We start from the raw sequence: 22,575 nt of genomic DNA, 5'->3' as shown, positions 1-22,575 counted from the left end.
GAGCGGGGTCCGGACGGCGCGTCCGGACCCCGCGGCGCGTTTCCGGCTCAGGCCTTCTTCGCCTCGTCGTACGCCTCACGCGCGCGTTCCACGTCGGCCATCCGGCGCTCGGTCCACAGGGCCAGGTCCCGTACCTGCCGGGCCGCCTCGCGGCCGAGGTCGGTGAGGGAGTAGTCGACGCGGGGCGGGATGACGGGGTGCGCGTCCCGGTGGACGAGGCCGTCGCGTTCCAGCGTCTGGAGGGTCTGGGTGAGCATCTTCTCGCTGACCCGGCCGATCGCGCGGCGCAGCTCGCTGAAGCGGTACGGGCGGTCGAGGAGTTCGATGAGGACCAGGACGCCCCAGCGGCTGGTGACATGCTCCAGGACCAGCCGGTGGGGGCACATCGCCTCGCCGACGTGGGTACTTACGGTCATGCAAGTACCTTACTTCAAAGTGGGTACTTTCTTTTGGTTAGCGCACCTCCTAGGGTTAGTGGCAACGGAACCCCACAAGGAGATCGCACACCATGAGCATCGTTGTCACCGGAGCCACCGGACATCTCGGCCGCCACGTCGTGAACCAGCTGCTGGAGAAGGTCCCGGCCGAGCAGATCACCGCCGTCGTGCGCGACGAGGCCAAGGCCGCCGACTTCGCCGCCAAGGGCGTGAAGATCGCCGTCGCGGACTACAACGCCCCGGAGACCTTCGACGGCCTGTTCGCCGCCGGCGACAAGGTGCTGCTGATCTCCGGCAACGAGTTCGACAAGGGCCGCCCGGCCCAGCACCAGGTCGTCATCGACGCCGCCAAGGCGGCCGGCGTGGCCCTGCTCGCGTACACCAGCGCCCCTGGCAGCCTGAAGGCCAGCCTGGTGGACGACCACCGGGCCACCGAGAAGGCGCTGCTCGCCTCCGGCCTGCCGTACACCCTGCTGCGCAACGGCTGGTACCACGAGAACTACACCGAGAACCTCGCCCCGGTCCTGGAGCACAACGCCGTCGTCGCGGCCGCCGGTGAGGGCCGGGTCTCCTCGGCCTCCCGCGCGGACTACGCGGCCGCCGCGGCCGCCGTGCTGACCGGAGAGGGCCACGAGAACCAGACGTACGAGCTGGGCGGCGACACCGCCTGGAGCTTCGCCGAGTACGCGGCCCTGATCGCCGAGCAGACCGGCAAGGAGATCGTCTACAACTCCGTGCCCGGCGAGGTGCTCCAGTCCATCCTCACCGGCGCCGGCGTGCCCGAGTTCTTCGCGGGGATCCTGGTCGGCGTCGACGAGTCGATCGCCAAGGGCGAGCTGGTCGTCGACTCCGGTGACCTCTCCCGGCTGGCCGGCCGCCCGACCACCCCGCTCTCGGAGACCCTCGCCGCCGCGCTCAAGGGCTGACCCGCCCCGCGACCCCACCCCGGTCTGTCATGACCGTATGCCGATACGGCCATGACAGACCGGGGTGCTCGGCGCTACCTTCGTCCAGGTGCGCCGAACGAGGGGACGAGGAGGGCCGGTGGCCGAGAGAGCGAAGGGCCTCGAGACATCCAGGGGTGAATCGAAGGGCGAGCAGCGGGCGGGACTGCTGAACGGCATCGCGGCCTACGGGATGTGGGGCCTGGTCCCCCTGTTCTGGCCGCTGCTCAAGCCCGCCGGGTCGGTGGAGATCCTCGCCCACCGGATGGTGTGGTCCCTGGCCTTCGTCGCCGCCGCCCTGGCGTTCGTACGGCGCTGGGCCTGGGCCGGCGAACTGCTGCGGCAGCCGCGCCGGCTGGCCCTGGTGGCGGTGGCCGCCGCCGTGATCACCGTCAACTGGGGCGTCTACATCTGGGCCGTCAACGCCGGCCACGTCGTCGAGGCCTCCCTGGGCTACTTCATCAACCCCCTGGTCACCATCGCCATGGGCGTGCTGCTGCTGAAGGAACGGCTGCGGCCCGCGCAGTGGGCGGCCGTGGGCGTCGGCTTCGCCGCGGTCGCCGTCCTGACCGTCGGCTACGGACAACCGCCGTGGATCTCCCTCGTCCTCGCCTTCTCCTTCGCCACCTACGGTCTCGTCAAGAAGAAGGTCAACCTCGGCGGCGTCGAGTCACTCGCAGCGGAGACCGCGATCCAGTTCCTGCCCGCGCTCGGCTATCTGCTGTGGCTGGCCGGCCACGGCGAGTCCAGCTTCCTCGACGACGGCACCGGGCACGCGGCCCTGCTCGCCTCCACCGGCATCGTCACCGCCGTCCCGCTGGTCTGCTTCGGCGCCGCCGCGATCCGCGTCCCGCTCTCCACACTGGGCCTGCTCCAGTACCTGGCGCCGGTCTTCCAGTTCCTCTGCGGCATCCTCTACTTCCACGAGGCGATGCCAGCGGAGCGCTGGGCCGGCTTCGCCCTGGTCTGGCTCGCCCTCTCCCTGCTCACCTGGGACGCGCTGCGCACCGCCCGCCGGGCCGCACGGGCTCTCGCCGCGGCCTCCGTACCACGGCCCACCGCGCCGCCGGCGGAGACTCCCGCGACTCCGGTGTGAGCCCCACGGCTGTCGGCTATAAGTGGGCGGCATGACGCAGACGCCCGCACCCCTGCACTGGAAGCTCGTCGTCGACGCCCGCGACCCGCACGGGCAGGCCGACTTCTGGGCCGCCGCGCTGCACTACGTGACCGAGGACAACAGCGCGCTCGTCGAACACCTGCTTGAGCTGGGCGCGCTGCCCGGCGCGGCCACCGTGGAGCACCACGGGCGCCCGTCCTTCCGCGACCTCATCGCCGTACGGCACCCGGACGACCCGTACGACGAGCAGCGCGGGACCGGCCTGGGGCGGCGCCTGCTCTTCCAGCGGGTGCCGGAGGGGAAGTCCGGCAAGAACCGGCTCCACATCGACCTGCACGCCGCGCAGGGGAGGCGGTCGGACGAGGTGGCACGGCTGGAGGGGCTGGGCGCGACCGTACTGCGGCACGTCTCCGAGCCGGCCGGCGCGTGGACCGTGATGGCCGACCCGGAGGGCAACGAGTTCTGCGTCCATTGACCCGGGCGCGCCGGGCCCCGACGTGGCTCAGGCGTTCTCCGCCGCGCGGCGGGCGCGTTCCGTCAGGCGGCCCATCCGGGTGCGGGCCGAGTCCAGTTCCTCGATGTCACCGGCGGCCGGGCCCTCCTCCGTGGTGAGCTGCGCCCACAGGTCGATCAGGTCACGGCCGAGGCGCAGCCCCTGCTCGGGGTCGCGCACCGCGCGCCAGGCGGTCGCCGCGCTGCGCACGTTGCCGTACGCCCCCTCCGCGTCACCCGCGCGCCGGTGCTGCCGGGCCACGTCGAGGGAGAGGTGGAACGCGCGCTCCGGGTCGCCCGCCAGGTAGGCGATGTACGCGGTCAGGCCGCGCAGGTGCAGTACCTCGGTGTGGCCGTCGCCGAACGCCGCTCGGGCCTCGGCGACGGTCTGCTCGGCGAGTTCGGCGGCCGTCTCGATACGGCCCGACCTGACGGCCTCGTTGATCCGCGCCACCGATGCGGTGAGCAGCGCGGCCCCCTCCACCGTCACGGTCACGGGTTCGTCCCCGAGCACCTCCTCGGCGACCGCGTCGAACCCGCGGGCGGGGGTGTGGCCGGGGTCGGGGTCGAGGGCACGGACGACCTCGGGAGCCAGAAGGGGTTCGGGGCGAGGCGCCGGCAGGAGTTCGGTGACGGCCTGCGCCGGTGCGCCCGCCGGGGCGGGCGTCACTCCCCCGGCGGGCGGTGCCCCCTCCATGGCGGGCGGCGGGCCGAACACCCCGGTCGGCGGCCGGACCGTGCCGAGGGCCACCGGGTCCGTGGACGTGGTGACCTCGGGAGCGTCGACGGCCCGCGGAAACGGGGTCCCGCGGTCCGCGCAGGTCCGCCGGTCCGGGCGGGTCTGCCGGTCCGCCGCCTCGGGCTGCGCCGGCGCGGCCGCGTGCGCCTCCACGGGCGCGGCCATCCGTACCGGGTCACCGGTGAAGCTGCTGGAGCCGTCCAGGTTCACCTGGAGGCGGACGACGAACCCGATGCGGGCGTCGTGGACGGTGGCGAGGACGGGACGGCCGGTGGCGCGGGCGAGCCGCTGCAGGTGGTTGAGGACCGTCTGCTGCGGTTCCTCGCCGGGCGCCGGGAACAGCGGTACGCCGTCCACGGTCGCGGCAGCGCCCGTGACACGGACCTCGACCGGTTCCGCCGGCTCGGCGTCCTGCTGAGCTTCCCGCTTCGTCTCGCGGCTGAGTCGGGACATCGGCCCTCATTCCCCCGGCGTCACCGTCCGGTCGTACCCGTGCGTACCGTCCAGTCTGGCCGCTCGCCTCGGCTCACGCGTCACCACGACGTCACAGCCTCGCATCAGGAAGGGCCTCGGAGGGGCTGGCAGAATTTCATGCATACACATAAGATGCACACGCCTTTATTTACCGTGCGCCGTTCACCTGGGAGAACTGATGACGCGCCGTTTCCTGTTCGTGCTGGGCAGCGCCCGCGCGGACGGCAACACCGAGCTCCTGGCACGCCGTGCCGCCGACCAACTGCCCGCCGACGTCGAGCAGCAGTGGGTCAGTCTCGCCGAGCACCCGCTGCCGGACTTCGTGGACCTGCGACGCGACAGCGACCATGTGCGCGCACCCTCGGACACCGCCGCCGGCCTGCTGCTCGACGCCACGCTCGCCGCGACGGACATCGTGATCGCCTCACCGGTGTACTGGTACTCGGTGTCCGGCCTCACCAAGCGCTACCTGGACTACTGGTCGGGCTGGCTGCGCACGCCCGGCGTCGACTTCCGGGGGACCCTGGCGGGGCGCACCCTGTGGGGGGTCGCCGTGCTGGCGGACCAGGAGCCGTCGGTCGCCGATCCCTACGTCGGCATGCTCAACAACTCGGCCGCCTACCTGGGCATGCGCTTCGGCGGGGTGCTGCTCGGCAACGGCAGCGCGCGCGGTGACGTGCTCGGCGACGCCGGGGCGCTGGCCCGGGCCAAGGAGTTCTTCGCCACTCAGGCGCCACCGGCCAGGTTCCCCCACGACCAGGCCTGAGCGCCGTCCAGCGACCGGCGGGCTACGCGGTGATGTCCCTCGTCGTGAAGCGCGCCCAGGCCGCCGAACCGAACACCGCCACGTACAGGGCCTGCAGTTCCAGGTTTCTGACCAGGTCGTGCCAGTAGACGGGATCACGCACCAGGTCGGCGAAGGACAGCCAGTAGTGCGAGAAGAAGTACGGCTGGAGCGCGTGCAGCTGGGGTATCTGATCGAGGATCTGGACGGTGATGAGCAGGCCGACCGTCGTCGCCATCGCCGCGATGCCGCTGTTGGTGAGGGTGGACACGAACAGCCCGAGGGCGGCGACACCGGTCAGGGAGGCCGCGACCACGAGGGCGATCAGCAGGGCGCGGCCGAGGCCCTCGGCGAAGGAGATCCGGGTGCCCGAGATGGTCGTCAGGTCGCCGAGCGGGAAGAGGAGCGCGCCGACGGCGAGGGCGGAGGCCGCCACCACCAGGGTGGCCAGCAGGCAGAACGCCATCGTCGTCGTGTACTTGGCGAGCAGCAGACGGGTACGGCCGGCGGGGGCGACCAGCAGGTAGCGCAGGGTGCCCGCGTTGGCCTCGCCCGCGATCGCGTCGCCGGCCACCACCCCGACGGCCATCGGCAGGAAGAACGGGAGGGTCGCGGCCAGCGCCGTGAACACCAGGAACAGGCCGTTGTTGGTGACCTGCGAGATGAACGCGGGGCCTTCGCCGCCGCCCCGGCCGGCCTGGCCGTCGCCACTCGTCTCGATCTTCACGGAGATGCCGACCAGGATCGGCACCGCCGCCAGTACGCCCAGCAGCGCGAGGGTGCGCCAGCGCCGCAGCGTGGTGACCAGCTCGCTGCGCAGCAACCCCAGGGTCCACAACGGGTTCGGCCGCACGGCCGCACCCGAGGCGGCCGGTTCCGACCCGGCCGGTTCCGACCCGGCCGGTCCCGGTACGGTCGTCACGTCAGCCCGCGACATCGAAGCCCTCCCCGGTCAGCGCCACGAACGCATCCTCCAGCGAGGCCCGTTCGACCAGGAAGCCCCGGACCCTGACGCCCGCCGTGACGAGCGCCGCGTTCACCTCGGCCAGGTCGCGCTCGGGCGGTTCGCCGGTCACCCGGCCCTCGGTCACGACCACGTCGGCGACGCCCAGTTCCTTGAGGACGCGGGCCGCTTCCCCGGGGTCAGGGGTGGTCACCACGAGCCGGCCGCGGGCCCCGGCCGCCAGGTCGGCGACCGCGCCCTGGGTGATCAGCCGGCCCTGCGCCATCACGGCCGCGTGGGTGCAGACCTGCTCGATCTCGTCGAGGAGGTGGGAGGAGAGGAAGACGGTCGTACCGTCCCCGGCCAGCTCCCGTACCAGCGAGCGGATCTCGCGCATGCCCTGCGGGTCGAGACCGTTGGTCGGCTCGTCCAGGACCAGCAGCTTGCGGGGCTGGAGCAGCGCGGCGGCGAGCCCGAGGCGCTGTTTCATGCCCAGGGAGTAGGCCCTCGCCTTCTTCGCCGCCGCGGCCGTCAGGCCCACCCGGTCCAGCGCGGCCCCGACGCGTGCACGCCGGGTGCGCGGATCGGCTGTCGGATCGGCGGCGTCGTACCGGAGCAGGTTGTCACGGCCCGAGAGGAAGCCGTACAGCGCCGGGCCCTCGATGAGGGCCCCGACCTGGGGCAGTACGGCGCGGGAGGCGCCCGGCATCGGGCGGCCCAGGACGCGGGCCGTGCCCGAGGTGGGTGCGATCAGGCCCATCAGCATGCGGATGGTGGTGGTCTTGCCGGAGCCGTTCGGACCGAGGAAGCCGAAGACGCTGCCCGCCGGGACGGTCAGGTCGAGACCGTCCACGGCGAGCTGTCCGCCGCGGTATCGCTTCGTGAGGCCGCGGGTGTCGATGACGCTCCCGCTCGCCCGGACGTCGGCCTCGGCGGTGCCGCCCTCCGCGCCCGGGCCCTCCGGCTCCCGCTCCGTGGCGGACGGTCGGTCCATCGGCTCCCTCGTTTCGTCCTGCCTCGCGGCACCGGATACGTACGCTTCCCGCGCCGCGCCCGGCTAACCCGCGTTCGCCGCCTTCACCAGGGCCGCCTTGTCCACCGCGCCGACGTACACCTTGCCGTTGTCCGTGATCAGGGCGTTGATCAGCCGGGTGGAGAAGACCGTGCCCTTGCCGAACTTCCCGGAGACCGGGTCACCGAGCGAGCCGAGGAAGCCGCTCAGGTCGCCCGCCTTGCCGGAGGCGGAGCCCGAGCCCGTGGGCAGGCCGCCCTTGCTGCCGGAGTCGAGGACGGCTATGGAGTTCCAGCCCTTGCCGAGGACGTCGAAGCCGTCCTTGCCCAGGTCCTTGGGGGCACCCTTGCGGGGCGTCCCGGTGGGCTTGCCGCTCTCGACGCCGTCGCCGTGCCGGTCGGATCCGGCGGTCCTGCCGGCCTTGTCGCCCTCGGTGACCTTGGCGCCCTTGGGCGGGGTGAAGTCGAAGGTCGACGCGGCCGGCTTCGCGAAGCTGACCTGGGTGTAGCCGGCGTCCACGACGGCCGCGCCGCCGCTCGACGGGGTGAGCGTGAACTTCAGCGGCGTTCCGGTCTTGGCGTCCACCGCGATGCTGATCGCGCCGACCGTCGTACCGGACTGCTTGGGCTTGATGACCAGTCGGTAGGCGTCCCGGCCGGCCACCTGTGCGGTGCCGTCGACCTTCACCGAAGTGGTGTCGTCGACCGACTTGAGCACCTCGTCGGCGAAGTCCTTGGGCGTGGCCGGGGCTTCGTGCCGCTCCTTGCCGGAGTTCGCGACGGTGGAGTGGTAGACCTCGTCGGACTTGCTGTCGTAGCCCCAGACGTCCGTGCCGTTGTGGATGAGGCTGTACTCGGCGCCGCTCTCCAGCAGCGACACCTTCTGCCTCTCGGGTCCGTCGGCGGCCACACGCAGGGTGTGCGTGCCAGAGGCCAGCTCGGTGAGCTTGGCGGTCGGGTCGGCGGAGGAGCCGTCGCCGCCGCGCTGGGCGGCGCCGGACATCAGGCTGCTCTCCAGGCCGCCGAGGTCGGGCAGACCGAGGTCGGTGCTGATCTTCACAGTGCCGGACAGCTGCTGCACGTCCGACTTGGCGATCTTGTCGATGAGTTCCTGCGCGCTGATCTTCGGCAGGTTGGGGTCACCGGAGTCGGCGAGCGCCGGGACCAGGCCGATCGTGGCCGCGGCCACCCCCACCACCGTGGCCGGTACGACGTACCGCGCGGCCTTGCGCCGCCGCTCGGCGCGCCGCTCGTCGTCGGCCTGCGCGATCCTCGCGCTGTCGTCGGATTCGTACGGTGCCATGTGTGCCTTACCTCCGTCGTCGGCGGCGGCCGTCTCGCACGTGTCCCACCCTGAGCCGCCATTCTCACCCGAATCGGTGAGCGGTGGTGATTTCCGTGGTTTCCATCTCACCAAATCGGAGGCGTTCAGGCGTCAGACCGGGGAGCCAACTCCGCGTACGACTGCGGTATGACATGAGGGGGCCGACGCCTCCACCGACCCGTAGGGGTCGAACGGTGCGGACGCCCCCTGCGGGATGCCGGAGACCGGTGCGGCCCAGGGGGTGGCAGGCGGTGACAGGTGCCGTCGGGTCTCGGGCAGGCCCGGTCCACGGGCAGAACCGAAGGGTCCACACGGGCCGAAGGGTCCGCACAGGCCGAAGGGTCCGCACAGGCCGAAGGGTCCGCACAGGCCGAAGGGTGCCGGGCTTAGCCGGCCCGGTGCACCACCGCGTCGCACAGCTCGATCAGCGTCGACTTCGGGCCGCAGTCGGGCAGCGGTGCGAGCGCGGCCCGCGCCTCCTCGGCGTACCGGACGGCGTCCCGGCGCGCCTCCTCCAGTGCCGGGTTCACCCGCAGCGCGGCGAGCGCCTGCGCGTGCCGGGCGTCGTCCGTGAGGTCGGAGTCCAGCAGCTCGCACAGCGCGATGTCCTCGGCCAGCCCCAGCCGGGCCGCCCGCTCCCGCAGCCGCAGCACGGGGAGGGTGGGAACACCCTCGCGGAGGTCCGTGCCCGGGGTCTTGCCGGACTCGTGCGAGTCGGAGGCGATGTCGAGGACGTCGTCGGCGAGCTGGAAGGCGACTCCGAGTCGTTCGCCGTACTGGGTGAGGACGTCCACGACCGTCTCGTCGGCGCCGGACATCATCGCGCCGAAACGGCAGGAGACCGCCACCAGCGAGCCCGTCTTGCCGCCGAGGACGTCGAGGTAGTGGTCGACCGGGTCGCGCCCGTCGGAAGGCCCCGCCGTCTCCAGGATCTGGCCGGTCACCAGCCGCTCGAACGCGAGGGCCTGGACGCGGACCGCCTCGGGCCCGAGGTCGGCGAGGATCTGCGAGGCGCGCGCGAACAGGAAGTCGCCGGTGAGGACGGCGACGGAGTTGCCCCAGCGGGTGTTGGCGCTGTCCACACCGCGCCGCACGGAGGCCTCGTCCATGACGTCGTCGTGGTACAGGGTGGCGAGGTGGGTCAGCTCGACACCGACGGCCGACGGCACGACACCCGGTGCGTAGGGGTCGCCGAACTGCGCGGCGAGCATCACCAGCAGCGGCCGGAACCGCTTGCCGCCGGCCCGTACGAGGTGCTGCGCGGCCTCCGTGATGAAGGGGACCTCGCTCTTGGTGGCCTCTAGCAGGCCTTCCTCGACAGCCGCCAATCCAGCCTGGACATCGGCTTCCAGAGCCTGGTCCCGCACGTTCAGCCCGAACGGCCCGACGACGGTCACGAGGGTCTCCTGTCTGCTGGTGTCCACTGGCGATTACACGGTTTGTCGATAGGTCGCTGCCATCACTCAAGTCAGCGTATCCGGTCAGGTTTCGATCACCGATGGCGCCCACGGTTACACCCCGGGCGCCATCGGATCACGACCGGTATGTTTTTGATCATATGATATGACGTGACATCTACCGACTTGGAAGGATCAGCAGCCTCTTGTACCGAAACGGGGCATACGCCACTCCCTGAACCATCACCCGGCCGATGTCACCCACCTGGACGCACCCTCTCCTGGTGACCAGGAGCACCCACGTCACCGCTCGGCAATTCGTGGCGCCCCGCGCGGCCTTGGCCCGGCCGGCCGTCAATCCGCGGAGCAAAAAAGACTAATGGTGCCCTAATGGCCTATTAGCACCCCAGAGCCCTAATTCCGCTCAGTAAGACAATTGGGACAATCTCTGAAATCCAGAGCGACACGGGCGCACTCAGCTAATCCCTCATGCCCCTTTTGCCGTGATTGCGGTTTCGTGAAGTAGGTCACTCGCGCACCTATGCCCCTCATGCCGCCAGTCACTCTCCCCCGCCTTTCCCTGTGCGCCAGTTGAGGCTTGGCGACCGCAAAGGATCAAGTGCCTCATACGCCTCAGATCAAGGTCAATCGGTTTGTTGTGTGAATCCACCCCTTGTTCCGGACATGTGCTCTCGCATACGTTCCCGCTCGCCGGGCGGACGCCGAATCCTGCCGCCGCCCGTCCTAACCCATCGACGAGTTCATTCGCACGGCAGGAGCGGGGGACCCAGGTAAGTCGCCGGACCGGGCGGCGCCGTCATCGACGGACGCCGTCCCGGACCGGCTAGGGGTGAAGTCGCAACGCCTTCGGGTGACGCGACCGGGCACTCCCCGAGCCCGAACCCGACAGCTCACCTCGCAGGCGACGGAGAGGAACTTCGCCATGCCTGCTGCCGCCCAGCCCCGCCGCTCCCGCATCGCCCGCACGCTCGCCGTCGTCGGTACCGGCGCCGCCGTACTCGCCCTTTCGCTCATCGGCGCGGCCGACGCCTCCGCCGCCACCCCCGCCACCGCCATCACGGCCTCGACGACGCCCGCCGGGTACCCGAACAACCTCGACGGCTGGATCCGCGAGTCGCTCGCGATCATGGCCCAGAAGGGCATCCCGGGCTCGTACAACGGCATCTACCGCAACGTGATCCGCGAGTCGTCCGGCAACCCGCGGGCCATCAACCTCTGGGACTCCAACGCGGCCGCCGGCATCCCGTCCAAGGGCCTGCTCCAGGTGATCGACCCGACGTTCAACGCCTACCACGTGGCGGGCACGTCCTTCGACATCTACGACCCGGTCGCCAACATCACCGCCGCCTGCAACTACGCCGCCGCGCGGTACGGCTCGATCGACAACGTCCACGGCGCGTACTGACCGGCGCGCCCCGCATCAGACGAAGAGCCTCTCGAGGACGACGGCGATGCCGTCGTCCTCGTTGGACGTGGTGATCTCGTCGGCCCTGGCCTGAAGCTCGGGGTGAGCGTTGGCCATGGCCACTCCGTAGGCCGCCCAGTCGAACATCGGAACGTCGTTGGGCATGTCACCGAAGGCGATGGCCCGTTCGGGGCACAGCCCCAGGTGGTCGGCGGCCAGCGCCAGCCCGGTCGCCTTGGTCACCCCGCACGGCTGGAGCTCCACCGTCCCCGGCCCCGACATGGTGACCGTCGCCAGTGAACCCACCACCGCGCGGGCGGTCGCCGCCAGTTCGTCGTCGGACAGGGTGTGGTGGCGCAGCAACACCTTGCTGATGGGCGCGCACCACAGGTCGTCACGCCGGTCCACGCGCAGCGCGGGCAGCGTGGGGTGGGGCATCAGGTAGCCCGGTTCGATGAGCGTGAGCCCGTCCACGCCGTCCTGGTCGACCGCCGCGTACACCTGGCCGACCTCGGCCTCGATCTTGCCGAGCGCGGTCTCCGCCAGTTCCCGGTCCAGGGTGACCGACCACAGCAGACGGTGCGTGCCGGCGTCGTACACCTGTGCGCCCTGGCCGCAGACCGCGAGCCCCGTGCAGCCGAGGTCGTCGAGGAGCGGGCGCACTCTCGGCGCGGGGCGGCCGGTCACCACCAGGTGCGTGGCGCCGGCCCGGCCGGCCCGCGCCAGGGCGGCGAGCGACCGGTCCGACAGGGTGTCGTCGGCACGCAGCAGCGTGCCGTCCAGGTCGGTGGCGATCAGAGAGTACGGGGAAGGTGCGACCATGATCAGAGAATACGGACAGCACGCCCCTGGGACTCAGTGTGCGTTTCGGCCTCAAGTGGCGCCCGCCGCTTCGGTGATGATGCGCCGTCAGTAGGGACGGTGACGTGGCGACCGGTCACAGCGCCGGGCGTCAGGACCAGGCCGGAAGGCACCTGCCGGATCCGGGCAGGGCGCGCCCGCGGATAGGACTCCGGTTCGACGGGGACGGTGCCGCCGCCGTACTGGACGTCGGCGCGGCGAGCGTCAGGGCGAATCTCGGGTCCGGCGCGCCGGAACGTGGCGCCTACCTCCCGGAGGTGCTGGAGCCGCGCCGGTTGGTCCGCCACATCTGGTAAAGGTGCTTCGCCCCAGGGCGCACGAACCGCGCGAGCATCGTGACGAACGGCAGCGGGTCGTCACCCGCCAGCCAGGCCAGCTCGGTTCCGCTCGGCCGCCCGGGCGCGTGCGGCGTCGTATAGCCGCTGCGGCGGTAGGCCAGGAGGGCGGGCAGGTCGATGTTCTCCACGACGTACCGGTGGCCGGCGCGCTGTTCCCCCTCCGGAACGCGGCGACCGGTCAGATCCAGGTGCATGGCGCGGACCACGTCCACGCCCGTGTCGCTCTCGAAGAGCCGGAACTGGGCGCCCATGCGCGGGTTGAAGTCGAGCAGCTTGTACTGCCCGTCGCGACGGTCGAAGCGCAGGTCGAGGTCGATGACGCCGGTGAAGCCGATCTGTTTGATGAAACGCGCGGCGAGGTCCGCGAGTTCCGGGTTGTCCACGACGTAGGCGTTCGCGGTCATGCCCGCGTGCGGTGGCCAGGAACGCACCTTCACCCCGGTGAACAGCGCGCGCGGAGTGGAGTCGGCGTCGAAGTAGGCGTGCACGATCCAGTCCTCGGCCTCCTCCCGCGGCAGGTACTCCTGGAGGATGACACCCGGACGGGTGCCCCAGTCACGGGCGAGGGCGAGCAGTCCCTCGCGGGTGGCGATCCGTGTCGTGCCGTTGACGGCGGGTTGTTTGCGCCGGACGAACGCCTCCCGGTTCTTGGCCACGATCGGGAAGCGCGCCTTGTCCGCGAAGTCGACGATCTCGTCGTACGACTGCGGGAAGGCGGCCTCCGGACTGGGAACGCCGTGCTCCACGCACAGGTCGTGCAGTCCCTGCTTGCTGGCCAGCCGACGCGGCAGCCCGGGCTCCACCCGTGGGAAGAGGAAACGGTCGCCGAGCGCGTCCTGGTGCTCGGCGATCAGGACGGCGGCCTCCTCGTCGGTGGGGATCAGCACGGTCGGACGGCCGATACGGCGGCCGATGCGCAGCAGCCCCTCGACGAGATGATCCGGTTCCTCGGCGCCTGTCGTCGGCCACACGAACGCCCGTTTGAGATACCGGGAGGAGGCCGCGGGTGTGTACGGATCCTCGGTGATCGCGTACATGGGCACGCCGAGGCGGCCCAGACTGCGTATCGCGCCGACCCCGCCGTGGTGCAGCGGATAGTCGCCGAACTTGACGATCAGGCCCGGCACCTCGCGGTCCGCCTCGAACGGCACGCTGACGGCATTCCTGGCCACGGGTCCCCCCACGTGTCCCCCCTACGGACCGGACCCACCCCGTCCGTGTCCCCAAAGGACGCTAAGCCGGAATTGCCCCCTCCGACAAGGCCTATTCGGACATTGCGAACTCTTTAGACACTGCCACGACAGCCAACTCACCCGTAACGTGTGGCGCGACCACATGGAACGCCGTGCGCCGCCCGGACGATGTCCCCACATGGGCGGGCCGCGCACGACACGGATGAGAGCGAGGCAGTCACCCCATGCCCCCCTTGCCCCCCTTCGAGGTCCCCGAGGGTGACCCCTTCGGCCCGCACAACCTTCCGTATGGCGTGTTCTCGACCTCCGGGAGCACGGAGCGGAGGGTCGGCGTCCGCCTCGGTGACCACGTCCTCGACGCCGGCGCCGCGGCCCTCGCCCTCGGCTCCCCCTACGCCTCCCTGCTCGCCCGCCCGACCCTCAACCCGCTGCTGGCGGCGGGCCGCACCACCTGGTCGGACGTACGACGCGCGCTGACCGCGTGGGTGAGCGTCCCCGCGCACCGCGCGACGCTGGAGCCCCTCTTCCACCCGCTGTCCGCGGTGACCCTGCACCTGCCCTTCGAGGTCGCCGACTACGTCGACTTCTACGCCTCCGAGAACCACGCCCGGAACGCCGGCCGCATCTTCCGCCCCGACGCCGCCGAACCGCTCACCCCGAACTGGAAGCACCTGCCCATCGGTTACCACGGCCGCGCGGGCACGGTCGTGGTGTCGGGGACGGACGTCGTACGGCCGTCCGGCCAGCGCAAGGCGCCCTCGGACCCGGAACCGGTGTTCGGCCCGTCCGTGCGGCTGGACATCGAGGCCGAGGTGGGCTTCGTCGTCGGCGCGCCGTCGCGGCAGGGAGAGCCGGTCGCGCTGGGTGACTTCCGGGACCACGTGTTCGGGCTCACGCTCCTCAACGACTGGTCGGCACGCGACATCCAGGCCTGGGAGTACGTCCCGCTCGGCCCGTTCCTCGGCAAGTCGTTCGCCACCTCGATCTCGGCGTGGATCACCCCCCTGGAAGCGCTGGAGGAGGCGCGGGTCCCGCCGCCCCGGCGGACGCATCCGCTGCTGCCGTACCTCGACGACGCGACGGAAGAGCCCGCCGGCTACGACCTGCGGATCTCGATCGCGATCAACGGGCAGACGGTGTCCGAGCCGCCGTTCTCCACCATGTACTGGACCGCCGCCCAGCAACTCGCCCACCTGACCGTCAACGGCGCCTCGCTGCGCACCGGGGACCTGTACGGCTCCGGCACGGTGAGCGGCGCGGAGCCCGGGGAACGCGGCTCCCTGCTGGAGCTGACCTGGAACGGGCAGGACCCGCTCGAACTCCGCGACGGAAAGCGGACCTACCTCGAGGACGGTGACGTGGTGACGTTGTCGGCGTGGGCTCCGGGGCCGGGCGGGAGCCGGGTCGGGCTCGGGGACGTCAGCGGGCGGATCGTGGCGGGGTGAGGGGCGGACGGCGGCCCTGGACCGGGGCCCGGCGGGAGGCGGGCGGAATCGTCGTGGACGCCTGACTCAACCGGCGCGCACCGTCATACTGGCGTAACACGCACCATGCGATGCGCCACCACCGCGCGCCATGCGATGCGCCTCCAGCGTGCACCACGCGTGACGGCGGCGCTCGCACGGCGCGATGCACCGGCGCACGCGACCAGCAGCACAACGGCGCAGCTTCCGCACCACCCGCCCCGCCACCCGCACACCTCTCCGATCAGGAAACGGAGCCGCGGCATGACCGTCTGCCTGCTCCTGCTGACCGCCGTCGCCCTGACGGCCGCGGTTCCGGCGCCGCGTGCACTGGTGCAGGCGCTGTGGCCGGAGCGCGAACCGGTGGTCGCCCTGTGGGTGTGGCAGTGCCTGGTCGCCACCGTCCTGATGTGCTGCCTGGCGGCGCTGGTCCTGGGCGCCGCGGCCGTCTTCCACACCGTGCGCGACCGGGTGTTCGCGCCGGCGCCACCGGCGGTCACCGCGGCCTACGACCTCTCCGTCGCGCCCTTGTGGGCGGTCGCCCTCACGGTGCTGCTGGCGTGCGGGGCCGCGTGGACGACGGCGGTGCTCGTCCGTGAACTGGTCGAGGCCCGGAGGGGCCGCGACCGCACCCGCGCCCACCTGCGGGAACGGGCGCCGGAACTGCCGGCCGGGCTGCCCGCGGCACGCGGGCCGATGCTGGTGCTGGAGGACGACTACCCGGACGCCTGGTGGATGCCCGGGCACCCGCCGCAGCTCGTGGTGACGACAGGGGCGCTGCACCGCCTCACCGACCACCAGCTCGACGCGGTCCTCACCCACGAACGGGGACACGCCCGCGCCCACCACGACTGGCTGCTCCACCTGTCCAGCGCCCTCGCCACGGGATTCCCCCGGGTGCCGCTGTTCGCCCACTTCTGCGACCAGACCCACCGGCTCGTCGAACTCGCCGCCGACGACATCGCATCCCGCCGCTGCGGCCACCTCACGACCGCGCTGGCCCTGATCGAACTGAACCAGCACCGCGGAGTCCTCTCCTGCGCGTCGAGCCGCCGTCTGCTGGGCGAGCGCGTCGACCGGCTCCTGGAACCACCCCCACGGCTGCTGCGCCGCCAACGGGCCCTGACGACCACCGTGGCCGCCCTGATCCCGCTGCTGCCCCTGCTGATCACATTCGCCCCGGGCCTCACGGCACTCGGCTAGGGGCTGTCCGGCGGATCAAGCCGCAGGAAAGCAGGGGTGACGCATCGGCCGAGGTGAGCGGGTCTGGTGCGTCCGAATGCAAGGCGGAGGAGCCGTGGCCGATCAGCCGCTGCCGCGGCGGGCGACGCGGTGGGGGCACCTCCCGGCCGGAGGCTGGGGGACGTCGGCGACTGACGACAACGCCGCTGGGGGTCCCCCCACGCCTTTAGGGCAGTGGGGGAGGGCGTGCCAGACCCCGCGTCTGCGGCATGATCCGCCGGACAGCCCCGGGGCCCTTGGTGGTCCGTCCGGGGCGGGTCTACGTCCAGTCCTCCTCCGGCTCGGGCTCCATGTCCGTCTCGGGCCAGTGGTCCTCGTCCCCGGCTTCCGCCGTCGCGGGAGCCGGGGACGCCGACGGTTCCGGCGCGCTCAGGGAGGCCAGTACGCCGAGTACGCCTTCGCCGTACGTCATCAGCTTCTTCTCGCCGACACCGCCGACGGTGGCGAGCTCGGCGATCGATGCGGGCCGGCGGCTGACGATCTCCCGCAGGGTGGCGTCGTGGAAGATCACATAGGCCGGTACGCCCTGTTCACGGGCCTGTTCGGCACGCCAGGCGCGCAGTGCCTCGAAGGCGGGGAGCAGATTCTCGGGCAGCTCCGCCACAGCCGCCTTCGCCTTGCTCCTGCCCGAGGACCCGGATGTGCCGGCGGACGCGGAGCGCGGGACCACCGGCTTCTTCGGTTCCTTGCGCAGCGGGACCTCGCATTCCCGTCGCAGTACCGCTCCGCTCGCCTCGGTGAGCACGAGGGTGCCGTACTCGCCCTCGACCGCGAGGAGTCCCTGGGCGAGCAGCTGCCTGATGACGCCCCGCCATTCGCCTTCTTCGAGATCGGTGCCGATACCGAAGACGGACAGCTGGTCGTGGTCGAACTGGATGACCTTGCCGGTGCGCTTGCCGAGGAGGATGTCGACGATCTGGACGGCGCCGAACTTCTGCCCGCGTTCCCGCTGTAGGCGTACCACCGTGGAGAGGACTTTCTGGGCGGCGACGGTGCCGTCCCAGGTCTCGGGCGGGGTGAGGCAGGTGTCGCAGTTGCCGCAGCCGGCGGGGTCCGGTTCCTGGCCGAAGTAGTTCAGGAGCTGCCCTCGTCGGCACTGGGCGGTCTCGCACAGGGCGAGCATCGAGTCGAGGTGGGCCTGGGCACGGCGACGGAAGGCCTCGTCGCCCTCGCCGGACTGGATGAGTTTGCGCTGTTGTATGACGTCGTTGAGGCCGTAGGCCATCCAGGCGGTGGAGGGCAGTCCGTCCCGGCCCGCGCGTCCGGTCTCCTGGTAGTAGCCCTCGACGGACTTGGGCAGGTCCAGGTGGGCGACGAAGCGGACGTCGGGTTTGTCGATGCCCATGCCGAAGGCGATGGTGGCGACCACGACCAGGCCTTCTTCGCGCAGGAAGCGGGACTGGTGGGCGGCGCGGATACCGGCGTCGAGGCCCGCGTGGTAGGGCACGGCCTCGATGCCGTTGCGGCTCAGGAATTCCGCGGTGGATTCGACGGACTTGCGGGAGAGGCAGTAGACGATGCCCGCGTCGCCCTCGTGTTCCTGGCGCAGGAAGGCGAGGAGCTGCTTCTTCGGGTCGGCCTTGGGGACGATGCGGTACTGGATGTTGGGCCGGTCGAAACTGGCTTCGAAGTGCCGGGCGGCCGGCATGTGGAGCCGCTGGGTGATCTCCTGGTGGGTCGCGCGGGTGGCGGTTGCCGTGAGCGCGATGCGCGGGACGTCCGGCCAGCGCTCGCCGAGGAGGGACAGGGCGAGGTAGTCGGGGCGGAAGTCGTGGCCCCACTGGGAGACGCAGTGCGCCTCGTCGATCGCGAAGACGGCGATCTTGCCGCGGCCGAGCAGGTCGAGCGTGGCGTCCAGGCGGAGCCGTTCCGGAGCCAGGTAGAGCAGGTCGAGCTCACCGGCGAGGAACTGGGCCTCGACCACGCGTCGCTCGTCGAAGTCCTGGGTGGAGTTGATGAAGCCGGCGTTCACGCCGAGGGCGCGCAGGGCGTCCACCTGGTCCTGCATGAGGGCGATGAGCGGTGAGACCACGACGCCCGTACCTGGTCTGACCAGGGCGGGGATCTGGTAGCACAGTGACTTTCCGCCGCCGGTCGGCATGAGGACGACGGCGTCGCCGCCCGCCACCACATGCTCGATGATCGCTTCCTGCTCGCCGCGGAAGGCGTCGTACCCGAAGACCCGGTGCAGCGTGGCCAGTGCCTCGCTGTCCGCCGGGCCGGGCCTGCGCGGCGCCTGCGGTGTCTCGGTCGTCCCTGGCATCTCGTCGGTTCCGCCCGTCCCGCCCATCGTCGTGTCCCCCGTACGTCGTCCTTCGACCACTGCCTCCACGATAGGGGTCCGGACCGACAGCGCCGGAGTTGTCCACAGGCCGGCCGCCCGGGAGGGGGTGCCGGTGCCGGGGTCGCCCGTCCTGCGGTGTCCTCAGTCCTTTGGCGGACTCCGCGTGGCGACCGGGACGCGGCGCGGGCCATGCTGCACGGGCGGGACCGGGGAGGCCCGCGTCGTAACGGAGGCGCCGCGTCCGTGCGCCTCCTCCGCCCCGAGGAGCTTCAGGATGTCTCTCAGGTCCCGCACGGCCGGCGTCGCGATGGCGCTGACCGTGCCGTGCGCTCTGGCCGCGGTCCCCGCCGACGCGGCTCCCGTCCCCACCGCCGCCGATCCGTTCGTGTGGACGGATCTGACCCCGGCGTACACGGCGACGGCGGACTACGAGTACGAGCCGTTCGCCGTCACGGACGGGTACGCCCCGGCCGCCGCGTGCGACGCCCGGACCGGTCGGGGAGGTGCGGGCTACCACTACGTCAGGTCCGCCGGTGTCGGCAGTCTCGACCCGTCCGAGCCGGCGGGTCTGCTGTACGAGGGCGACGGCGACGGTGGGCGTGCGCTGGTCGGGGTGGAGTGGATCGTGCGGGCCGGCAGCGGTACGACCCCGCCGACGCTGTTCGGTCAGACGTTCCTGGGGCCGACGACGGTGCCGGGTGTCAAGGGGCCGGTGTACACGCTGCGGGCGTGGATCTGGAAGGACAACCCGAGCGGCCTGTTCGCGCCGTGGAACCCGGCGGTGGCCTGCGGGTAGCCGGTCGGCGGCCGGTGGCGGCAGGCCGGGGAAGCGCCACGGGCCCCGGTTCCTGCGCGAGGAACCGGGGCCCGTGGCGGTACCGGACGGGTCAGCGCACGAACACCCCCGCCTGGCCGGCCAGGTCGAGGAAGTACTGCGGTGCCACGCCGAGCACGAGGGTGACGGCGACGCCCACGCCGATGGCGGCCATGGTGAGCGGTGACGGTACGGCGACGGTGGGGCCTTCGGGCCTCGGTTCGCTGAAGAACATCAGGACGATCACGCGGATGTAGAAGAACGCGGCGATCGCCGACGAGATCACACCGATGACGACCAGCGGGACCGCTCCGCCTTCGGCCGCCGCCTTGAACACGGCGAACTTCCCGGCGAAGCCCGAGGTCAGCGGGATTCCGGCGAAGGCCAGCAGGAAGACCGCGAAGACGGCGGCCACCAGGGGGGACCGTCGGCCGAGCCCCGCCCACTTGGACAGGTGGGTCGCCTCGCCGCCCGCGTCGCGCACCAGGGTGACCACGGCGAAGGCGCCGATGGTGACGAAGGAGTACGCGGCGAGGTAGAAGAGGACGGACGACACGCCGTCCTTCGAGGTCGCGATGACACCGGCGAGGATGAATCCGGCGTGGGCGATCGACGAGTAGGCGAGCAGTCGTTTGATGTCGGTCTGGGTGATCGCGACGATCGCGCCGCCCAGCATGGTGATGATCGCGACGCCCCACATGACCGGCCGCCAGTCCCAGCGCATCCCGGGGAGCACGACGTACAGCAGGCGCAGCAGCGCGCCGAACGCGGCGACCTTGGTGGCGGCGGCCATGAAGCCGGTCACCGGGGTGGGTGCGCCCTGGTAGACGTCGGGCGTCCACATGTGGAAGGGGACGGCGCCGACCTTGAAGAGCAGCCCCATGAGGATCATGGCGGAGCCGATGAGGAGCAGCGCGTCGTTGCCCATGGTGCCGGCGAGGGCGGGGTCGACGTTGGTGACGGTGCCGTCGACGACCTGGGCGATGGTGGCGTACGACACCGAGCCGGCGTAGCCGTACAGCATGGCGATGCCGAACAGGGTGAACGCGGAGGCGAAGGCGCCGAGCAGGAAGTACTTGACGGCCGCTTCCTGTGACATGAGGCGCTTGCGGCGGGCCAGGGCGCACATCAGGTAGAGCGGGAGGGAGAAGACCTCCAGGGCCACGAAGAGCGTCAGCAGGTCGTTGGCCGAGGGGAACACCAGCATGCCGGCGACCGCGAAGAGGAGCAGCGGGAAGACCTCGGTGGTGGTGAACCCGGCCTTGACGGCGGCCTGTTCGCTGTCGCTGCCGGGGACCGACGCGGCCTGGGCGGCGAAGGAGTCGACGCGGTTGCCGTGGGCGGCGGGGTCGAGCCGGCGTTCGGCGAAGGTGAACAGGCCGACGAGTCCGGCCAGCAGGATGGTGCCCTGGAGGAACAGGGACGGTCCGTCGACGGCGATCGCGCCCATGGCGGCGATGTGTGCCTTCGTGGTGCCGTATCCGTCCGCGGCGAGGGCGACGACTGCCGCGAAGGCCGCGCACAGGGCGACGGCGGAGACGAAGACCTGCGCGTAGTAGCGGGATTTACGGGGGACGAACGCCTCGACGAGCACCCCGACGATCGCCGCGCCGACGACGATCAGGGTGGGTGACAGCTGTCCGTATTCGATCTTCGGCGCGCCGATCTTCGAAATCGGTTCGGCCGCGGTTGTCCACAGGCTGTGGACGGCTGCTGCGCTCACTTCGCCGCCTCCGCCTCGGGCTTGGGGTCGGTCTTGTGTACGTCCGACATGGTCTGTTTGACCGCCGGGTTGACGATGTCCGTGACGGGTTTCGGGTAGACGCCCAGGAAGATCAGCAGAACGATCAGCGGGGCGACGACCACGAGTTCACGCGCGCGCAGGTCGGGCATCGCGGAGACCTCCGGTTTCACCGGGCCCGTCATCGTCCGCTGGTAGAGGACGAGGGTGTAGAGCGCGGCGAGGACGATGCCGAAGGTGGCGACGATCCCGATGGCCGGGTAGCGCGTGAAGGTGCCGACCAGGACGAGGAATTCGCTCACGAAGGGGGCGAGACCCGGCAGGGACAGGGTCGCCAGGCCGCCGATCAGGAAGGTGCCGGCGAGCACCGGGGCGACCTTCTGCACGCCGCCGTAGTCCGCGATGAGGCGCGAGCCGCGGCGGGAGATGAGGAAGCCGGCGACCAGCATCAGCGCGGCCGTGGAGATGCCGTGGTTGACCATGTACAGGGTGGCGCCGGACTGGCCCTGGCTGGTCATCGCGAAGATGCCCAGGATGATGAAGCCGAAGTGCGAGATCGACGCGTAGGCGACCAGGCGTTTGATGTCGCGCTGGCCGACAGCGAGCAGTGCGCCGTAGATGATGCCGATCACGGCGAGGACGAGGATGACGGGTGTCGCCCACTTCGACGCCTCGGGGAACAGCTGGAGGCAGTAGCGGAGCATCGCGAACGTGCCGACCTTGTCGACGACCGCGGTGATGAGGACGGCGACCGGGGCGGTGGACTCCTGCATGGCGTTGGGCAGCCAGGTGTGCAGCGGCCACAGCGGCGCCTTCACGGCGAAGGCGAAGAAGAAGCCGAGGAACAGCCAGCGTTCGGTGCTGGTCGCCATGTGCAGCGAGCCGTTCGCGCGGGCCTGGGCGATCTCCGTGAGGGAGAAGTTCCCGGCGACCACGTAGAGGCCGATGACCGCGGCCAGCATGATCAGACCGCCGACCAGGTTGTACAGGAGGAACTTCACGGCGGCGTACGACCGTTGCGTGGACGCCGTCTCCTCACCGTGTTCGTGGGCGCGGTCGCCGAAGCCGCCGATGAGGAAGTACATCGGGATCAGCATGGCTTCGAAGAAGATGTAGAACAGAAAGACGTCGGTGGACTCGAAGGAGATGACGACCATCGCCTCGACGGCCAGGATCAGGGCGAAGAAGCCCTGCGTCGGGCGCCACCGCTTGCTGCCGGTCTCCAGCGGGTCGGCGTCGTGCCAGCCGGCCAGCACGATGAACGGGATCAGCAGGGCGGTCAGGGCGATGAGGACGGCGGCGATGCCGTCCACCCCCAGGTCGTACCTGACTCCGAAGTCCGCGATCCAGGCGTGGGACTCGGTGAGCTGGTAGCGGGCGCCGCCCGGGTCGAAGCGGACCAGGATGACGACCGCGAGGACCAGGGTGGCGAGCGAGACCAGCAGCGCGAGCCACTTGGCTGCGGTGCGCCGGGCTGCCGGTACGGCGGCCGTGGCGATCGCGCCGACGGCCGGGAGGGCCGCTGTCGCTGTCAGCAGAGGAAAGGACATC

General features: G+C 71.1%; 19 protein-coding genes and 1 riboswitch. Of the genes, 8 read left to right on the top strand and 11 right to left on the bottom strand.

The window, feature by feature from the left end; all coding sequences use genetic code 11:
* Positions 1-47: 47 nt before the first annotated feature.
* Positions 48-416 (bottom strand): helix-turn-helix domain-containing protein, encoded by a 369-nt coding sequence (locus AB0958_RS11855; protein WP_366890226.1) that lies wholly within the window; start codon positions 414-416, stop codon positions 48-50.
* A gap of 92 nt (positions 417-508) precedes the next feature.
* On the opposite strand from AB0958_RS11855, the gene AB0958_RS11850 reads away from it, so the two are divergent.
* From AB0958_RS11850 to AB0958_RS11840, 3 genes are all read left to right on the top strand, one after another.
* On the top strand, positions 509-1,363 hold the full coding sequence (locus AB0958_RS11850) for an SDR family oxidoreductase (protein WP_366890225.1): 855 nt from the start codon (positions 509-511) through the stop codon (positions 1,361-1,363).
* 118 nt (positions 1,364-1,481) lie between these two features.
* Complete coding sequence (gene rarD / locus AB0958_RS11845; RefSeq protein ID WP_366890223.1) at positions 1,482-2,477, top strand: EamA family transporter RarD; 996 nt, start codon at positions 1,482-1,484, stop codon at positions 2,475-2,477.
* Positions 2,478-2,508: 31 nt separating this feature from the next.
* Positions 2,509-2,973, top strand: coding sequence for a VOC family protein (locus AB0958_RS11840; RefSeq protein ID WP_366890222.1), 465 nt, complete (start codon positions 2,509-2,511; stop codon positions 2,971-2,973).
* A gap of 27 nt (positions 2,974-3,000) precedes the next feature.
* Here AB0958_RS11840 and AB0958_RS11835 read toward each other — a convergent pair whose 3' ends face one another.
* On the bottom strand, positions 3,001-4,182 hold the full coding sequence (locus AB0958_RS11835; RefSeq protein WP_366890221.1) for a tetratricopeptide repeat protein: 1,182 nt from the start codon (positions 4,180-4,182) through the stop codon (positions 3,001-3,003).
* Between the two features lie 199 nt (positions 4,183-4,381).
* On the opposite strand from AB0958_RS11835, the gene AB0958_RS11830 reads away from it, so the two are divergent.
* Positions 4,382-4,969 (top strand): NAD(P)H-dependent oxidoreductase, encoded by a 588-nt coding sequence (locus AB0958_RS11830; protein ID WP_366890220.1) that lies wholly within the window; start codon positions 4,382-4,384, stop codon positions 4,967-4,969.
* A 22-nt stretch (positions 4,970-4,991) separates the two neighbouring features.
* Here the strand turns inward: AB0958_RS11830 and AB0958_RS11825 are convergent, their stop codons facing one another.
* The 4 genes from AB0958_RS11825 to AB0958_RS11810 all read right to left on the bottom strand — a co-directional run bounded on the left by AB0958_RS11825 (position 4,992) and on the right by AB0958_RS11810 (position 9,662).
* Positions 4,992-5,924, bottom strand: a complete 933-nt coding sequence (locus AB0958_RS11825; protein WP_366890219.1) for an ABC transporter permease — start codon at positions 5,922-5,924, stop codon at positions 4,992-4,994.
* Positions 5,911-6,924 carry an ABC transporter ATP-binding protein gene (locus AB0958_RS11820; RefSeq protein WP_366890218.1) on the bottom strand — a complete coding sequence of 338 codons (1,014 nt, stop codon included), beginning with the start codon at positions 6,922-6,924 and terminating at the stop codon, positions 5,911-5,913. The genes AB0958_RS11825 and AB0958_RS11820 overlap by 14 nt, the downstream gene beginning before the upstream one ends.
* A gap of 63 nt (positions 6,925-6,987) precedes the next feature.
* Complete coding sequence (locus AB0958_RS11815) at positions 6,988-8,244, bottom strand: DUF2092 domain-containing protein (protein ID WP_366890217.1); 1,257 nt, start codon at positions 8,242-8,244, stop codon at positions 6,988-6,990.
* 407 nt (positions 8,245-8,651) lie between these two features.
* Positions 8,652-9,662, bottom strand: a complete 1,011-nt coding sequence (locus tag AB0958_RS11810; protein ID WP_366890267.1) for a polyprenyl synthetase family protein — start codon at positions 9,660-9,662, stop codon at positions 8,652-8,654.
* A gap of 743 nt (positions 9,663-10,405) precedes the next feature.
* A riboswitch (cyclic di-AMP (ydaO/yuaA leader) is annotated at positions 10,406-10,602 on the top strand.
* Between the two features lie 3 nt (positions 10,603-10,605).
* Between AB0958_RS11810 and AB0958_RS11805 the strand changes: the two genes are divergently transcribed.
* A complete protein-coding gene (locus AB0958_RS11805; RefSeq protein ID WP_366890216.1) occupies positions 10,606-11,088 on the top strand; it encodes a transglycosylase SLT domain-containing protein in 483 nt (160 codons plus the stop codon).
* A 15-nt stretch (positions 11,089-11,103) separates the two neighbouring features.
* Here the strand turns inward: AB0958_RS11805 and AB0958_RS11800 are convergent, their stop codons facing one another.
* Positions 11,104-11,910, bottom strand: a complete 807-nt coding sequence (locus AB0958_RS11800) for an HAD family hydrolase (RefSeq protein ID WP_366890215.1) — start codon at positions 11,908-11,910, stop codon at positions 11,104-11,106.
* Positions 11,911-12,193: 283 nt separating this feature from the next.
* Positions 12,194-13,459, bottom strand: a complete 1,266-nt coding sequence (locus tag AB0958_RS11795) for an ATP-grasp domain-containing protein (RefSeq protein ID WP_366890214.1) — start codon at positions 13,457-13,459, stop codon at positions 12,194-12,196.
* A gap of 254 nt (positions 13,460-13,713) precedes the next feature.
* Here AB0958_RS11795 and fahA point away from each other — a divergent pair, with 254 nt between their 5' ends.
* Both fahA and AB0958_RS11785 read left to right on the top strand, forming a co-directional pair.
* The gene (fahA, locus tag AB0958_RS11790) at positions 13,714-14,925 is read left to right on the top strand and encodes a fumarylacetoacetase (RefSeq protein ID WP_366890266.1); all 1,212 of its coding nucleotides are present in this window, start codon (positions 13,714-13,716) and stop codon (positions 14,923-14,925) included.
* Positions 14,926-15,207: 282 nt separating this feature from the next.
* Complete coding sequence (locus AB0958_RS11785) at positions 15,208-16,146, top strand: M56 family metallopeptidase (protein ID WP_366890213.1); 939 nt, start codon at positions 15,208-15,210, stop codon at positions 16,144-16,146.
* Positions 16,147-16,444: 298 nt separating this feature from the next.
* Here AB0958_RS11785 and recQ read toward each other — a convergent pair whose 3' ends face one another.
* A complete protein-coding gene (gene recQ, locus AB0958_RS11780) occupies positions 16,445-18,448 on the bottom strand; it encodes a DNA helicase RecQ (protein WP_366890212.1) in 2,004 nt (667 codons plus the stop codon).
* 295 nt (positions 18,449-18,743) lie between these two features.
* Here recQ and AB0958_RS11775 point away from each other — a divergent pair, with 295 nt between their 5' ends.
* A complete protein-coding gene (locus tag AB0958_RS11775; protein WP_366890211.1) occupies positions 18,744-19,265 on the top strand; it encodes a hypothetical protein in 522 nt (173 codons plus the stop codon).
* A gap of 91 nt (positions 19,266-19,356) precedes the next feature.
* Here AB0958_RS11775 and nuoN read toward each other — a convergent pair whose 3' ends face one another.
* Both nuoN and AB0958_RS11765 read right to left on the bottom strand, forming a co-directional pair.
* Positions 19,357-21,006, bottom strand: coding sequence for an NADH-quinone oxidoreductase subunit NuoN (nuoN, locus tag AB0958_RS11770; protein ID WP_366890209.1), 1,650 nt, complete (start codon positions 21,004-21,006; stop codon positions 19,357-19,359).
* The gene (locus tag AB0958_RS11765) at positions 21,003-22,574 is read right to left on the bottom strand and encodes an NADH-quinone oxidoreductase subunit M (protein WP_366890208.1); all 1,572 of its coding nucleotides are present in this window, start codon (positions 22,572-22,574) and stop codon (positions 21,003-21,005) included. The genes nuoN and AB0958_RS11765 overlap by 4 nt, the downstream gene beginning before the upstream one ends.
* Position 22,575 lies beyond the last annotated feature (1 nt).

It is taken from the genome of Streptomyces sp. NPDC006655 (genome assembly GCF_040703965.1).
Classification (GTDB): domain Bacteria; phylum Actinomycetota; class Actinomycetes; order Streptomycetales; family Streptomycetaceae; genus Streptomyces.
This window is presented reverse-complemented; position numbering and strand designations above follow the sequence as displayed.

What these genes read in the sequence shown, in the direction of transcription:
- AB0958_RS11855 (WP_366890226.1), bottom strand. Translation starts at nt 416, where the DNA reads ATGACCGTAAGTACCCACGTCGGCGAGGCGATGTGCCCCCACCGGCTG.
- AB0958_RS11850 (WP_366890225.1), top strand. Translation starts at nt 509, where the DNA reads ATGAGCATCGTTGTCACCGGAGCCACCGGACATCTCGGCCGCCACGTC.
- AB0958_RS11840 (WP_366890222.1), top strand. Translation starts at nt 2,509, where the DNA reads ATGACGCAGACGCCCGCACCCCTGCACTGGAAGCTCGTCGTCGACGCC.
- AB0958_RS11835 (WP_366890221.1), bottom strand. Translation starts at nt 4,182, where the DNA reads ATGTCCCGACTCAGCCGCGAGACGAAGCGGGAAGCTCAGCAGGACGCC.
- AB0958_RS11830 (WP_366890220.1), top strand. Translation starts at nt 4,382, where the DNA reads ATGACGCGCCGTTTCCTGTTCGTGCTGGGCAGCGCCCGCGCGGACGGC.
- AB0958_RS11825 (WP_366890219.1), bottom strand. Translation starts at nt 5,924, where the DNA reads ATGTCGCGGGCTGACGTGACGACCGTACCGGGACCGGCCGGGTCGGAA.
- AB0958_RS11820 (WP_366890218.1), bottom strand. Translation starts at nt 6,924, where the DNA reads ATGGACCGACCGTCCGCCACGGAGCGGGAGCCGGAGGGCCCGGGCGCG.
- AB0958_RS11815 (WP_366890217.1), bottom strand. Translation starts at nt 8,244, where the DNA reads ATGGCACCGTACGAATCCGACGACAGCGCGAGGATCGCGCAGGCCGAC.
- AB0958_RS11805 (WP_366890216.1), top strand. Translation starts at nt 10,606, where the DNA reads ATGCCTGCTGCCGCCCAGCCCCGCCGCTCCCGCATCGCCCGCACGCTC.
- AB0958_RS11800 (WP_366890215.1), bottom strand. Translation starts at nt 11,910, where the DNA reads ATGGTCGCACCTTCCCCGTACTCTCTGATCGCCACCGACCTGGACGGC.
- AB0958_RS11785 (WP_366890213.1), top strand. Translation starts at nt 15,208, where the DNA reads ATGACCGTCTGCCTGCTCCTGCTGACCGCCGTCGCCCTGACGGCCGCG.
- recQ (WP_366890212.1), bottom strand. Translation starts at nt 18,448, where the DNA reads ATGCCAGGGACGACCGAGACACCGCAGGCGCCGCGCAGGCCCGGCCCG.
- AB0958_RS11775 (WP_366890211.1), top strand. Translation starts at nt 18,744, where the DNA reads ATGTCTCTCAGGTCCCGCACGGCCGGCGTCGCGATGGCGCTGACCGTG.
- AB0958_RS11765 (WP_366890208.1), bottom strand. Translation starts at nt 22,574, where the DNA reads ATGTCCTTTCCTCTGCTGACAGCGACAGCGGCCCTCCCGGCCGTCGGC.